At 73.1% G+C, this 14,397-nt stretch carries 10 protein-coding genes; 8 read left to right on the top strand and 2 right to left on the bottom strand.

The features are described from left to right. Positions 1–13 precede the first annotated feature (13 nt). Positions 14–2,548: an ABC transporter permease gene (locus CLV63_RS27970; protein ID WP_106586236.1), complete on the bottom strand. Its 2,535-nt coding sequence runs from the start codon at positions 2,546–2,548 to the stop codon at positions 14–16. Continuing rightward, entirely contained in the window at positions 2,545–3,366 is an 822-nt protein-coding gene (locus tag CLV63_RS27965; RefSeq protein WP_106586235.1) for an ABC transporter ATP-binding protein, read from the bottom strand. Before CLV63_RS27965 ends, CLV63_RS27970 begins: the two co-directional genes overlap by 4 nt. 192 nt (positions 3,367–3,558) lie before the next feature. On the opposite strand from CLV63_RS27965, the gene secA2 reads away from it, so the two are divergent. From secA2 to CLV63_RS27925, 8 genes are all read left to right on the top strand, one after another. Continuing rightward, positions 3,559–5,862, top strand: coding sequence for an accessory Sec system translocase SecA2 (gene secA2, locus CLV63_RS27960; protein ID WP_106586234.1), 2,304 nt, complete (start codon positions 3,559–3,561; stop codon positions 5,860–5,862). An 81-nt stretch (positions 5,863–5,943) separates the two neighbouring features. Beyond that, positions 5,944–7,302: a sensor histidine kinase gene (locus CLV63_RS27955; protein ID WP_106586233.1), complete on the top strand. Its 1,359-nt coding sequence runs from the start codon at positions 5,944–5,946 to the stop codon at positions 7,300–7,302. Further along, positions 7,272–7,946: a response regulator transcription factor gene (locus CLV63_RS27950; RefSeq protein WP_106586232.1), complete on the top strand. Its 675-nt coding sequence runs from the start codon at positions 7,272–7,274 to the stop codon at positions 7,944–7,946. Before CLV63_RS27955 ends, CLV63_RS27950 begins: the two co-directional genes overlap by 31 nt. 319 nt (positions 7,947–8,265) lie before the next feature. Beyond that, positions 8,266–10,368, top strand: a complete 2,103-nt coding sequence (locus CLV63_RS27945) for a hydantoinase/oxoprolinase family protein (protein ID WP_106586231.1) — start codon at positions 8,266–8,268, stop codon at positions 10,366–10,368. 5 nt (positions 10,369–10,373) lie between these two features. After that, positions 10,374–12,239, top strand: coding sequence for a hydantoinase B/oxoprolinase family protein (locus CLV63_RS27940; protein WP_106586293.1), 1,866 nt, complete (start codon positions 10,374–10,376; stop codon positions 12,237–12,239). A gap of 48 nt (positions 12,240–12,287) precedes the next feature. Continuing rightward, the gene (locus CLV63_RS27935) at positions 12,288–13,400 is read left to right on the top strand and encodes a barbiturase (RefSeq protein WP_245929119.1); all 1,113 of its coding nucleotides are present in this window, start codon (positions 12,288–12,290) and stop codon (positions 13,398–13,400) included. Between the two features lie 234 nt (positions 13,401–13,634). Next, entirely contained in the window at positions 13,635–13,904 is a 270-nt protein-coding gene (locus tag CLV63_RS27930) for a DUF6406 domain-containing protein (RefSeq protein ID WP_106586230.1), read from the top strand. 70 nt (positions 13,905–13,974) lie between these two features. Next, a complete protein-coding gene (locus tag CLV63_RS27925; protein ID WP_106586229.1) occupies positions 13,975–14,289 on the top strand; it encodes a Dabb family protein in 315 nt (104 codons plus the stop codon). The last annotated feature ends 108 nt before the right edge of the window (positions 14,290–14,397 follow it).

The following is a 14,397-nucleotide window of genomic DNA, read 5'->3' as shown; positions in this document are numbered from 1 at the left end:
CGGCCCCTGCCCGCTACTCCCGGACACCCGCCAATTCCACCGGGCGCGTGCGCATCACCAGCCGGGCCGGGACGAGGGATGCCACCAGCGCGAGGAGCAGGCACACCGCGATGATCCCCGCCATCGGCTCCCACGGCAGCACGATCGGCGGATCCGCGGTGAACCGGCTCAGTGCGCTGCGCAGTGCCAGCAGCACGCCGCCGGTCGCGGCCAGCCCGAGTAGGGCGCCCAGCGCCACCACGCACACGGCCTCCAGCGCGACCATGCGCAGGACCTGGCCGCGGTGCGCACCCGCCAGTTGCAGGGTCGCGAAGTCGCGCCGGCGCTCCGAAGTCGACATGAGCAGCGTGTTGGCGATAGCGAGGCAGGAGCACAGCACGGCCAGGCCGAGCAGCATCGAGCCGAACATCAGCGTCATCCGGTCGTTCTCCTGCTGCTGGGCGGTCTGGGCCGGTTTGCTCGTCTGCCGGACGCTCGCCCCGAAACCGTCCAGTGCCGCGGCGATGCGTCGTTCGGCCTCGGCCGGTGCGGAGCCGTCGGTGATCTCGACGTTGATCTGGCTGACCAGGGCGTTGTCCGTGTGGCCGCTGACAAGAGAACGCGGCAGGTAGGTCCGGCCGGGGGTGATCCCCTCGGCGACGACCGCGCCGATCTCGGGGGTGATGGTCGTGCCGTCGGGCAACCGCACAGGATAGGGGTCGCCGACGTCCCGGCCGGACCCCGTCCGGTCCAGTTCACCAACCGCGACCATGTCGGAGCCGAGGTCCGCCAGCGACCCCGCGAGCATCGGCGGATCCACCGCATGGGGCAGCGCGTCGTCGCCTACTACGGTCGCGTCGACGAGCTTGCCTTGGCCGCCGGTACCCGCCAGGACGTCGACCGAGTACATCGGGGTCGCCCGTACACCGTCGACCTCGCGCAGCCGCCCGGCGGCGGCGGCCGGCAGGCCGGGTGCCGCCGCCGAGACGACCGTGAGGTCGGCCGGCGTCTGCTCGCCCTCTGCCTTGGCCTCGGCGGCCGTGGCCGAACCGACCAGGCCCAGCATCGATCCGCACAAGCCCACGGTCACCACGACGGGCGCCGCCAGGGACGCGGTACGCCGCACGCCGGCGACCATGTTCTCCCGGATCAGCATGGCCTCCGCACCGGGGAGCCGCCCCATAGGAGCAGTGAGCAGCCGTCCCACGGGTGGGACCACCACCGGGCCGAGCAGCGCCACGGCGACGATCACCGACATGCTGAGCAGCATCGTCATGGGTATGGCGCCGTCGCCGGGGATGGTGACCGCGATGTAGGCGATCCCGACGCTGCCCGCGGCGAACGCCAGACCGAAGAACCACCGGCCCAGCGTCATGGCCTTCGGGTCCACCGCGGCCTCGCGCAGCGCCTCCAATGGGCGGATACGGCGTGTGCGTCGGGCGGCGGCCCACACCCCGAGCAGCGCCACGGCGAATCCCGCGCAGAACGCGACGGCGAGCGCGACCGGGTGGTAGTCGACCGAGAACCCGTCCGGCGCGATGCCGACCGACCGCATCAGCCGCACGACCTGGTCCGCCACCGGTTTTCCGAGTACCGCCCCTGCACCGCTCGCCGTGACCGCGACGGCCAGCGCCTCAGTGAACAGCACCGCGCTGACCTGGCGGGGGGTCGCGCCGAGTGCGCGCAGCAGCGCGAACTCGCGGCGGCGCTGCGCGGCGGAGAAGGCGAAGGTCGAGGCGATGACGAACACCGCAACGAACGTCGTGATGAGGGCCATCATGCCGAGCATGGACATCATGCCGCCGAGCAGGTCGGCGTCGGGATTGGGTTCAGCGCGCTTGCGCTCGTCGCCTGTCAGGACCTCCAATGCGGCGCCGCCCTCGGCGCCGCGCACGACCTCGGCGACAGCACCGGCGTCGACGCCCGGCCCGGGGTACACGCCGATCGCGTGCACGCCGGGCGCGAGGCGTTCGGCCGCGGAGTCGGAGACGAACACCGGCGTCTCCCTCGGCGCGGACGCCGTGCGCGCCGCACGATAGGTGCCTGTGACCGTGAACGGCTCGCTTCCCCTCGCCGTCAGTACGCGCACATCGGCACCGGGGGACAGCCCGGTGCCGGCCGCGACCACGATGTCGCGGCGGCTGTCGGCGTCCCTGCCGGGGGCGTCCCCGTCGACCAGTTCGTAAGGGCTCAACCGGGCCGCCGACCACGGACGGGCGAGGGGTGCCGGGCCGTCGTCGGGATCTCCGTCGACGACCAGCTGGGCATAGCCCTCGCGGTCGGCGACGGCCTCGGTGCCTCCTTCGCGCAGCCGGTCGACGAGGTCCTCGGGGATGGTGCCGGTGGTCAGGCCGCTCACCGGCTCCTCGTCGAACGCAGCGGTGCGGTCGGGGGCGACCACGACGGGGGCGTCGGCGTAGCGGCGCGGTTCGCCGACGTCGGCGCGCGACCCGGCGGCTATGGTCAGCGCCACCGCGGAGATCAGCGACACACTCAGGCACAGGACGACGAACGTGCCGGCGAAGGACGCCCAGCGCTCACGGGCGGAGCTCAGCGTCGCCCAGATCATCGGGGGGTACCCGCGCTGTCGTGGCGCTCGCTCGCGGGGGTGCTCTCCAGCGCCGCCAGGCGGGCCGCGACGGCTTCGGTACTGGGCCGTTCCAGGGTGTCGACGACCCGGCCGTCCGCAAGGAACAGCACGCGGTCGGCATAGGACGCCGCGAACGGGTCGTGGGTGACCATGATGACCGTGCGCGGGCGCGGGTCCGGGCCGCCCCGCGGGGTGTCCGCGGCCCCGGCGAAGCCGCGCAGCAGGCCCAGGACCAGGCGTGAGGACTCGCTGTCCAGCGCTCCGGTGGGTTCGTCGGCGAAGAGCACCTCGGGCCGGGTGGCGAGCGCCCGTGCGATCGCGACCCGCTGCTGCTGGCCGCCTGACAGCGCCCCGGGGCGGTGCCGCTCGCGCCCGGCGAGCCCGACCTCGGCGAGGACCGACCGGATCTCGGCTCGTTTGGGCCGCGCCCCGGCCAGGCGCAGGGGCAGGCCGACGTTCTGCTCCGCGCTCAGCGCCGAGACCAGGTTGAACGCCTGGAACACGAACCCGATGCGGTCCCTGCGCAGAAGTGTCAGCCGCTTCTCCGACATCCCGCCCAACTCGGTGCCGGCGACGACGACCCGGCCCGACGTGGGGCGGTCCAGGCCGGCAGCGCATTGCAGCAGGGTCGACTTCCCGGACCCGGAGGGGCCCATCACGGCGGTGAAGGAGCCGACGGGGAAGCCGGCGGTGACCTCGTCCAGCGCGGTGACCCTGCTGTCCCCGGATCCGTAGGAGCGGGTCAGCCGCCAGAGGAGGACCGCCTCGTCGGCGGCGGAGAACGGTTCGTTGTGCATACCTCCGATCCGACCAGTCCGCACCCGGCCGGCACATTGACACTGGACCGAGACGTGCGGTGGGGCTGGCCATACCCGCCCAGGTGGGAAGGGAGTCCAGGGGGAGGGTCCCGGGGGCGGCCGGCGCGGCGTCGGCACGCGGCGGAACCTTCGGTGGGTCAGCGGAGTTACCCTGCAATGGTGTTCGGACGAATGGCTGAAAGTGTCCGCCGGGTTCTCGGCAAGCCCGGCTCGGTCGATGTGCGCCCCTACCAGCGGCTGCTCGACTCCATCGAGGCGCAGGAGGATGAGTTGCGCGAGCTGGGCGACGCCGAGCTCACCGCCCGCGCCTCCGACCTCGGCAACGCCGACCTGCCCTACGACCGCGGCGATCTGGTCACGCTGTGCGCCGTCGGGCGCGAGGCGGCCCGGCGCGCTCTCGGCGAGCGGCCGTTCGACGTCCAGCTCGTCGGGCTCATGGCCCTGCTCGACGGGCACGTCGCCGAGATGAACACCGGCGAGGGCAAGACCCTCGCCGGGGCGCTCGCCGCCGCCGGGTTCGCGCTGCGCGGCCAGCAGGTGCACGTGCTGAGCGTCAACGACTACCTCGCCCGGCGCGACGCCGAGTGGATGCGGCCGCTGTACGACCTGCTGGGCGTCGCCGTGTCCTGGATCGGCCAGGAGGACACCTCGGAGCGGCGCCGCGTCGCCTACACCGCCGACATCACCTACGCCTCGGTCAGCGAGCTCGGCTTCGACGTCCTGCGCGACCGGCTGGCGACCGACGACGCCGACCTCGTGGTGCCGACCCCCAAGATCGCCCTCATCGACGAAGCCGACTCCGTCCTGGTCGACGAGGCCCGCGTGCCGCTGGTGCTCGCCGGTGCCGCCGAAAGCGGCGACGCCGACCTGGAGATGGCGGAGCTAGTGCGCACCCTGCGGCCCAGGACCGACTTCGAGATCGACGACGACGGCCGCAACGTCCAGCTCACCGACACCGGCATCGACGTCGTGGAGAAGGCGCTCGACGGCGTCGACCTGTACTCCGAGGACGACCTGTCGATGCTGCCCAGGGTCAACCTGGCCCTGCACGCGCACGCCCTGCTGCGCCGCGACGTCCACTACGTCGTGCGCGACGGCAAGGTCAAGCTCATCAACGAGTCGCGCGGCCGCATCGAGCTCCTCCAGCGCTGGCCCGACGGCCTCCAGGCCGCGGTCGAGGCGAAGGAGAAGGTCGCGGTCTCCGAGACCGGCGAGATCCTCGACTCCATCACCGTGCAGGCGCTCGTGCTGCGCTACCCCACCCGCTGCGGCATGACCGGCACCGCCATGGCGGTCGCCGACCAGCTCCGCGAGTTCTACGAACTCGAAGTGGCGGTCATCGAGCCGAACAAGCCCAACATCCGGGCCGACGAACCCAACCGCCTCTACGCCACCCGCGAGGAGAAGGAGGACGCCCTGGTCGAGGAGGTCGCCGAGGTCCACAAGGAGGGCCGGCCCGTCCTCATCGGCACCCAGGACGTCGCCGAGTCCGAGAAGGTCGCCGAGCGGCTCTCGGCCGCCGGCCTCGAGTGCGTCGTCCTGAACGCCAAGAACGACGCCGACGAGGCCGCCATCGTCGCCGAGGCCGGCCAGTACGGCGCCATCACGGTGTCCACCCAGATGGCGGGGCGCGGCACCGACATCCGCCTCGGCGGCAGCGACATGGCCGACCGCGAGCGCGTGGTCGAGGCCGGCGGGCTCTACGTCATGGGCTTCGGGCGCTACCCCAGCAGCCGCCTCGACGGCCAGCTGCGCGGCCGGGCGGGGCGCCAGGGCGACCCCGGCAGCTCCGTCTTCATCGTCAGCGTCGAGGACGACCTCGTCGTCAACAACGCCCCCGAGACCCGCGGGTTCGACGTCACCGCCGAAGGCGAGATCACCGACCCGTCCTGGCTGCGGACCGTCGACCATGCCCAGCGCGTCGCCGAGGGCCAGCTGCTGGAGGTGCACCGCAACACCTGGCGCTACAACCAGCTCATCGACGTGCAGCGGGGCGTGGTGCTGGAGCACCGCAAGGCCGTGCTCAGCGACGACCTCGGCGACCGCCAGATCGCGGTCGACCGCGCCGAACGCCACGCCGAACTCGTCGAGGAGGTCGGCGAGGAGGAGGTCAAACGGGCGGCGCGCCTCATCACCCTGTACCACCTCGACCGCGGTTGGACCGACCACAACGCGTTCCTGTCCGACCTCCGCGAGGGCATCCACCTGCGCTTCCTCGGCCGCCGCGACCCGCTCGACGAGTTCCACCGCGACGCGGTGCCCGAGTTCAAGGGCTTCCTCGACGGCGCCCGCGCCCGCGCGGCCGAGAGCTTCGCCGAGGCGAAGGTGGTCGACGGCACGATCGACATCGCGGCGGCGGGGGTCAAGCGCCCGTCCATCACCTGGACCTACATGGTGCACGACCACCCGTTCAGCACCGACTTCGAGAGCATCGTCGGCAAGGTCAAGAACCTGGGGTCGCCCCGCCAGCCCTGAGGGCGGGGTAGGGCTGGGCCTACCCCCGGTGTACGTCCAAGCGGCTGGGGCCGACGGCCCCGGCCGCTTAACGTTGGGCACGTGTCCACACCGCAGCCGCAAACCCCGTTCGGCGCCCTCACCCGGCGCCGCTTCCTGCTGTCCCGGTGGCCGTGGCGCTCACTGGGGTTCGTGCTGACGAGCCCGCCGGTGAGCGCGGTCACCGCGGGCGTGCTGGCGCTGATCTCCATGCCGTGGCTGATCGCGCTGACCTACGTCATCGACGCCGGCGCCGAGCCCAATCCGCCCCAACTGGGCCTGCTGATGTTCCTCATCGTGCTGGGAACGGTCCTGGTGGGCGCGCTCGGCCCCCTCGTGGCGCTGCCGCTGGCCGCACTGGAACGCCTCCGGCTGCGGCTGGTGGACTTCCGGCCGATGGCGTCCGGCCACCGCACCCCGGGGCCCGGCCTGTGGGCGTGGGTGCGCACCCGCTACACCGAGTCCGCGACGTGGCGCGAGCTGGCGTACGCGGTCCTGCTGGCGACCGTGGCCCCCGTGCTGTTCGTCGGCCTGCTGGTGCTCGGCTTCGCCGCGGTGACACTGATGCTGATCCCCGTCATCGTGTGGCAGGAGGGCCCCGGCCAGGTGGACTTCATCTGGAGCACCATCGACACCATGGGGCAGGCGGTGACGATCGGTGTGCTCGGCGCGGCGCTGCTCGTCCTGCTGCCCTACCCCGTGGCGCTGCTCGCCGGGGCGCACGGCGCGCTCGCGCGGGCACTGCTGCAAGGGCGCGGGCGCGGGGAGCTGAGCGCCGAACTCGGTGCGGTGTCCCGCTCCCGGGCCCGGCTGGTCGACGCCTTCGAGGCGGAGCGCCGCCGGATCGAACGCGACCTGCACGACGGCGCCCAGCAGCGGCTCGTCACCCTCACCCTGCAACTGGGGCTGGCCCGGTTGGACATCCCGGCGGGGTCGCCGGCGGCGGACAGCGTCGCCGACGCGCACGACCAGGCCAAGCAGCTCATGGCCGAGTTGCGCGAGCTGATCCGCGGCATCCACCCGCAGATCCTCACCGACCGCGGGCTGCCCGCCGCGCTGGGGCAGCTCGCCGACCGGGCCGCGATCCCGGTGGAGGTCCGCACGCACATCCCCCGCCGGCTGCCCGGGCACATCGAGGGCACCGCGTACTTCGTGGTGTCGGAGGCGCTCACCAACGTCGCCAAGCACAGCGGTGCCGCGGCGGCCGAGGTCGCCGCGCACCTCGTCGCCGACGTGCTGGTGGTCGAGGTCCGCGATGACGGGTCCGGCGGCGCCGACCCCGACGGCGGGACCGGGCTGACCGGGCTCTCGGACCGGGTCTCGGTCATGGACGGCACAATGGTCATGTCCAGCCCGCCCGGCGGGCCCACGCTGCTGCGAGTGGAGCTTCCGTGCCCCCAGAACCCGCCCCCGTCCGCGTAGTCCTCGCCGAGGACGGCGTGCTGCTGCGCGAAGGGCTGGCGGGGCTGCTGGGCCGGTTCGGCTTCGAGGTGGTGGGCGCGGTCGGCGACGCCGAGGCGCTGAAGGGCGCGGTCGCCGAGCTCGCGCCCGACCTCGTGGTGACCGACATCCGGATGCCGCCCGGATTCACCGACGAGGGGCTGCGCGCCGCTGTGGAGCTGCGGCGCGCCCACCCCGGTCTCGCCGTCATCGCGCTCAGCCAGTACGTGGAGCAGAGCTACGCCTCGGACCTGCTCGACTCCAGCGACGGCAAGCGGGTCGGCTACCTCCTCAAGGACCGGGTGGTCGACGTCGAGGAGTTCGTCGCCAACGTCCGCCATGTGCTCGACGGGGGGACGGTGGTCGACCCGCAGGTCGTCCGCCAGCTCCTGCGGCGGCGCCGCGACCCGCTGCTGCGGCTGTCCGAGCGCGAGCGCGAGGTCCTGGCGCGCATCGCCGAGGGCCATTCCAACGCCGCCATCGCCAAGCTGCTGTACGTCTCCGAGGCGGCGGTGGGCAAGCACGTCGGCAGCATCCTCGCGAAGCTCGACCTGCCGCCCGCCGACGACACCAACCGCAGGGTCCTGGCCGTACTCGCCTACCTGCGCACCGGCCGGGAGCAGTAGCCCCGCCTGAGCACAGGGGTGCGCACCCGGCGGTCCCCGCACGGCGCGATCGCGGGGCCGCAGGCGGCCGACCGGACCGGCACGGTGGCGGACCTGGGCCTGGGGTCTGGTTTCCGAACTGGACCGTGGTGTTTCGCACCGCCGGGTGCTTCGCAGCCGCGACGGCAGCCAACCCCCTTGGGTGTGGGTTTCTCGGGTGGGAGACCCCTTGGGGTGGGTCTCCCAATCTTGGCGGGCGTTCTTGGCAGGTGTTGCCCAACACGCTGCGGTGGCGGGGGCAGTTGAATCGGGGGATGCGGCGAACGGCGAGGGGGCGGGTGTGACGGACGGGGTCCGACGGGTCCGGGTGGGCATCGACACCGGGGGGACGTTCACCGACGTCGTGGCGCTCGACGAGGAGACCGGGCGGCTGGTCGGCACCAAGACCCCGACCACGCCCGCCGACCCCGCCGACGGCTTCATGGCCGGGCTGCGCAAGGTCCTGGCCGAACTCGGCCGCACCGGTCCGGCGGCCCGCCTCTCCGCCGTCGTGCACGGCACCACCATCGCGACCAACCAGCTGCTCGAAGGCGACGTCGGGCGGCTCGGGTTCATCACCACCGAGGGCTACGAGTTCATCCTGGAGATCGCCCGCCAGGCCGTGCCCGACGGCTACGGCAACTCCTACTTCTGGGTGAAGCCCGACCGCATCGTGCCGGCCGACCTCGTCCGCACCGTCGACGGGCGGCTCGACCACACCGGCGCCGAGGTCCGCCCGCTGGACGAGGCCGGCGCCGCCGCGGCCGCCCGCTGGTTCCGCGGCCGCGGGGTCGACACCATCGGGGTGTGCCTGCTGCACGCCTACGCCGACCCGGACCACGAGCGCCGCGTGCGCGACGTGCTGCGCGCCGAGCACCCCGACGCGGTCGTGTCCATCAGCTCCGACGTGCTGCGCGAGTACCGGGAGTACGAGCGCTCGACCACCACGCTGGTCGACGCCGCCGTGAAGCCGCGGGTGGCCCGCTATGTCTCCGGCGTCCGGCGGCGGCTCGACACCGAGTACCCGGACCCTGCCCGGCGGCTGCCGTTCTCGATCATGAAGTCCAACGGCGGGGTGCTGTCGGCCGAGGAGGTCGTGCACCAGCCCATCAGCACCGTGCTGTCCGGGCCCGCTGCGGGGGCCCTCGGCGCCGCGCTGTTGGCGGGCCGGGCCGGGTTCGACCGGATCCTCACGCTCGACGGCGGCGGCACCTCCACCGACGTCTGCGTCGTCATCGGGGGCGAGCCGGGGCTGACGACGGAGGGCGGGGTCGGCCCCTTCCCGTCCAAGATCCCGATGATCGACATCGTGACCGTCGGCGCGGGCGGCGGCTCCATCGGCAGGGTCTCGCCCGAGGGCACCCTCAAGGTCGGCCCGAGGTCGGCCGGTGCCGACCCCGGCCCTCTCTGCTACGGCAAGGGCGGCACCGAACCCACCGTCACAGACGCCCACCTGGTCCTCGGCCGCATCCCCCGCCATCTGCTGGGCGGCGAGATCCCGCTGGACCCCGAGGCGGCGCGCGCGGGCATCAGCGCCCTCGCCGCCGGGCTGGGGCTCGGCACCGAGGACGCCGCGACGGGCATGCTGGAGATCTCGGCGTGGAATCAGGCGAACGCGCTGCGCCGCATCACCGTGCAGCGGGGCCTGGACGTCCGCGACTTCCACGTCGCGGCGTTCGGCGGGTCCGGCGCGCTGCTCGCCTGCCGCCTCATCGACATCCTCGGCCTCGCGGGCGCGGTCGTGCCGCGGGAGCCCGCGAACGTGTCGGCGTTCGGCCTCCTCACCGTCGACGTCCGCAACGACTACGTGCAGACCGCCGTGCGCCGCCACGCCGACCTCGACCCCGCCGAGGTCGCCGCCGCCTACGACGCCCTCACCGCCCGCGCGGCGGCGGCGCTCGACACCGAGGGCTTCGCCCGGTCCGAGCACCGCTACGGCCGCACCGCTGACCTGCGCTACGCCGGGCAGGCGTACGAGGTCGGGGTGCCCGTCGCGGACGGCCCCATCGACGGGGCCCGCCTCGACGCCGCAGCGGCGGCCTTCCACGACGCACACCGCGGCCTCTACGGCTACGACCTGCGCGACTCGCCCGGCCAGGGCATCGAGTGGGTGAACCTGCGCGTCGCGGGTGTCGGGCCGCTGCGCCGGCCCTGCGTCCCCGACCTGCCGGACCGGCCCGGCGGTGTGGAGCGGGCCCGCACCGGCGCCCGCCGGGTCCGCTTCGACGCGCCGCCCGACGGCGACACCCCGATCTTCGACCGCGGCCTGCTCGCGCCCCGCGACGTGGTCGAAGGGCCGGCCGTCATCGAGGAGTTCGGCTCCACCGTCCCCGTGCACCCGGGGTTCACCGCGACGGTCGACCGGTACGGCAACCTGCTCCTGCGCGCGCGGAAAGGGGCGTGACCGCCATGGCGGCGAACGCGCCGGACCCGGTCCTGGTCGAGATCGTCGAAGGCACCCTCGCCTCGGTGGAGAAGGAGGTCGAGACCGCGATCGCGCGCACGTCCCGGTCGCCGATGATCCGCGACGCCCACGACTTCCGCGCCGGCATCCACGACCGCGCGCTGCGCAAGCTCACCGGGCGCTCCTACTCGGCGCTGGTCCACCCGGTGGCGCGTGACTTCCCCCTCGACACCATGCGCCCCGGCGACGTCTACTTCCACAACGACGTCTACGAGTCGGAGGGCGGCATCGGGCACCTGCCCGACCTCTGCGTGACCGTCCCCGTCTTCCACGATGACGGGCAGGGCGCCGGTCCGCAGGTGGTCGCGTTCGTGCAGGCGTTCGGGCATCACGACGACATCGGCGGCGGCTGCCCGGGGTCCATGCCCTCCGGCGCCCGCTCGGTGTTCGAGGAGGGCCTCATGGTGCCGCCGATCAAGCTGTGGGACCAGGGCGTGCCCAACCGGGCGGCGCTGCGCATCATGACCCGCAACTCCCGCATGCCCGACTCGCTCGCCGCCGACCTCGACGCCGAATGCGCGGCCTGCCTCATGGGCGCCCGCCGCCTGGCCGAGCTGTTCGGCCGCTACGGCAGGGCCGCCGTCGAAGGGTGCTTCGACGCGATCCTCACCGCCACCACCGAGACGTACCGCCGCGAGATCCTCGCCAAGATCCCCGAGGGCACCCACGTCTGGGAGGACTACGCCGAGCACGACGGCGTCGACCCGCCGCGGCTGCACCGCCAGCGCATCACCCTGACCCGGCTGCCCGACCGGCTGATCATCGACTTCACCGGTACCTCACCGCAGGCCAAGGGGCCCATCAACCACTGCGGCGACTACGCCGACGGCAACTTCCTGAAGAAGTGGCTCGCGCCGATCCTGCGCAACCTCGCCGACACCCCCGAGCGCATGGCGGAGCTGGACGTCAACGAGGGCGTCGTGCCGCTCATCGAGATGCGCTTCCCGCCGAAGGGCACCCTGCTCACCCCCGTCTTCCCCGCCCCGACCAACGCCCGCACCTTCGTCATTCTGCGGCTGCTCGGCGTCCTGGCTGGGGTGCTCGCCAAGGCGGTGGACGGCCGGATGCCGGCCGACCAGGAGACCATCCGCTACACCGGGGTGCACGGCACCGACGAGCACGGCGCGCCCTACCTGATGCGCGAGGTGCTGGGCGGCGGCTCCGGCGGCCGGCACTACGCCGACGGCGAGGACACCGTGCACGTCGTCCCCGACTCCCGCAACCTCCCGACCGAGTTCACCGAGGCGCGCTTCCCGTTCCGGGTGGAGCGGCTGGGCCTGGCGGTGGACTCCGGGGGAGCGGGGCGCCACCGGGGCGGGCTGGGCTACGAGAAGCACATCCGCATGCTGCGCGACGCGTCGTTCATGTCCATCGCCGACCGCACCATCCTGTCCTGCTGGGGCGTCAAAGGCGGCCGGGCCGGGCACCCGTTCCAGGTGGTGATCGACCCCGGCGGTCCGAACGAGCGTGTGCTCGACGGGCTGGTCGACGCGGAGCCCGTGCGCGCGGGCGAGGTCATCCGCATCCGCACGACGGGCGGGGGCGGCTGGGGCGACCCGCTGGAGCGCCCCGCCGCCGAGGTGCTGCGCGACGTCCGGTGGGGGAAGGTGTCGCGCGCCGCCGCGCGCGCCGACTACGGGGTGCCGGTCACCGGCCCCGACGGCGACCCGGCGGCCGACCCGGCCGCCGTCGAAGGGCTGCGCGCCGAGCTGCGCGCGCAACGCGGCCCCGACATCCCGTTCTTCGACCGGGGGCCGGGGTACGCATCACTGTCCGGGGGTGCGGCGTCGGCCGAGGTCGACCACTGGTGACCGGCCGCGGCACCCGCGTGGATCCTGTCAGCGTTCGAAAGGTGAGCCATGATGCCCAGGCCCGTTGAAGTGCACAAGGCCGCGATCAGCAGTGTGACGGACGCGTCGGGGATGGCGCGGCTGATCGACGACGGCGTGTTCGCCGCCGACGACGTCCTGGCCGTGATCGGCAAGACGGAGGGCAACGGGGGCGTCAACGACTACACCCGGATCCTCGCCGACCGGGCGTTCCGCGACGTGCTCCGCGCCAAGGGCACCCGCCCGGAGGCCGCGGTCGCCCAGGTCCCCCTGGTGTGGTCGGGCGGCACCGACGGGGTCCTCTCCCCGCACGCCACGGTGTTCGCGCACGCGCCCGAGGGGCGCTACGCGCCGTCGGACGAGCCGCGGGTCGCCGTCGGCGTCGCGATGAGCGAGGTCATCGCCCCCGAGGACATCGGCCGCCCCGCGATGGTCCGCACCGTCGCGGCGGGGGTGCGCGACGCCATGGCCGCCGCAGGCATCGACGACCCCGGCGACGTGCACTACGTGCAGACCAAGACCCCGCTACTGGTGCTGGAGACGATCAACGACGCCAAGGAGCGCGGGCACGACGTCTGCACCGAGGACACCCTGAAGTCCATGGACATCTCCAACTCCACCACGGCGCTCGGCATCGCCGTGGCGCTCGACGAGATCGAGGAGCCGGCCGCCGAGCGGATCCACCGCGACCTGTCGCTGTACTCCTCGGTGGCGTCGTGCTCCTCCGGTGTCGAGTTGGACCGGGCGCAGATCGTGGTGGTCGGCAACGCGCGCGGTGCCGGCGGCCGGTTCCGGGTCGGGCACGGGGTCATGCGCGACGCGCTCGACGCCGACGGGGTGTGGTCGGCGATCAGGTCGGCCGGGCTGCGGCTGCCGGAGCGGCCGCACCACACCGACCTCGACGGCCGGCTCGTCAACGTGTTCCTCAAGTGCGAGGCCGACCCGACGGGCAGCGTCAGGGGGCGCCGCAACATCATGCTGGACGACTCCGACGTGCACTGGCACCGCCAGATCAAGGCCACGGTCGGCGGGGTGACTGCCGCGGTGACCGGTGACCCCGCCGTGTTCGTGTCGGTCGCGGCCGTCCACCAGGGACCCTCGGGCGGCGGGCCGGTCGCGGCGGTCGTCGACCTCGGCGGCTGAGCGGCGCGCCCGCAGCACCGTTTTCCAGGGACTTTCGACCCTGCCATTCCCCTGCGGGGCGGCGCGAGAATAAGGCGACGCCGCGGGGGAGTACTTCGTCGTCTCCATGGTGGGAAAATCCGCGGTCCAGGAGTAAGGTCGCACGACCCGCCGGCGATTTCCGGCCGGGTGCGGCCGCCTATCGCGGGGGGAATTCCAGCCGGGTCCATTCGACCATTCGGAGAAGAGTCAACGGTGTCGCACGAAGTGGGCGCGGAAGAGAAGATCACGTACGGTCGCAACGACCGCTTCGAGGGCGGTCCGGTGGGCGGTGGCCGGTTCTGGATCGACGACGACGGCAGGCCGGCGGCGCAGCTCGGCGGGCCGCGGGAATGGCGGTTCGATTCGCCCCGCGAATTCCGGGCCGGCGATTCCTTCACGGTCGGCGGGCAGACCTGGGAGGTCGTGGAGATCGTCGACGCGGAGTCCACGTCGGCGTACCTCCGCGCGAGACGGACCGCCTGACGAGGGCGGACGGCACGGGCGGGCCCACCCGGCCGCCGCCGCGGGATCGCGGTTGGGCTAGGTTCGCACCATGGGTATCAGGCATATCGCGTTGTTCCGGTGGGCCGACGGCGTCACCGAGGATCAGGTCGCCGGGGTCGCCGCGGCGCTGTCGGTCCTCCCCGCGGCGGTTCCGCAGCTCCAGGCGTACGCGTTCGGGCCCGATGTCGGCATCAGCGAGGGCGCGTACGACTTCGGGGTGGTCGCCGACGTCGCCGACCCCGAGGGGTTCGCCGGGTACCGCGACCACCCCGAGCACCAGAAGGCGCTCGGCGTCATCCTGCCGCTGCTGGCCGACCGCGCCGCCATCCAGTTCCGCCTCCCCGACACCCCCGGGGAGCCGTAGCCCTGCGGAACACGCCCTAGATCGTTGATGGGTAATTGTTGGCTGGTCAGTGGTCGTAAGCGATCAGAGAACGCTTGACCGGTGCGCCGATGTGCCAGTTGTGCCAGA

Source organism: Murinocardiopsis flavida (assembly GCF_003014485.1).
GTDB lineage: Bacteria > Actinomycetota > Actinomycetes > Streptosporangiales > Streptosporangiaceae > Murinocardiopsis > Murinocardiopsis flavida.
Note: the sequence above shows the minus strand (reverse complement) of the source record. Positions and strands in the feature narration are given on the sequence as shown.

Coding starts and splice junctions, on each gene's coding strand:
- CLV63_RS27935 (WP_245929119.1), top strand. CDS start 12,288: ATGATGCCCAGGCCCGTTGAAGTGCACAAGGCCGCGATCAGCAGTGTG.
- CLV63_RS27965 (WP_106586235.1), bottom strand. CDS start 3,366: ATGCACAACGAACCGTTCTCCGCCGCCGACGAGGCGGTCCTCCTCTGG.
- CLV63_RS27970 (WP_106586236.1), bottom strand. CDS start 2,548: ATGATCTGGGCGACGCTGAGCTCCGCCCGTGAGCGCTGGGCGTCCTTC.
- secA2 (WP_106586234.1), top strand. CDS start 3,559: ATGGCTGAAAGTGTCCGCCGGGTTCTCGGCAAGCCCGGCTCGGTCGAT.
- CLV63_RS27940 (WP_106586293.1), top strand. CDS start 10,374: ATGGCGGCGAACGCGCCGGACCCGGTCCTGGTCGAGATCGTCGAAGGC.
- CLV63_RS27925 (WP_106586229.1), top strand. CDS start 13,975: ATGGGTATCAGGCATATCGCGTTGTTCCGGTGGGCCGACGGCGTCACC.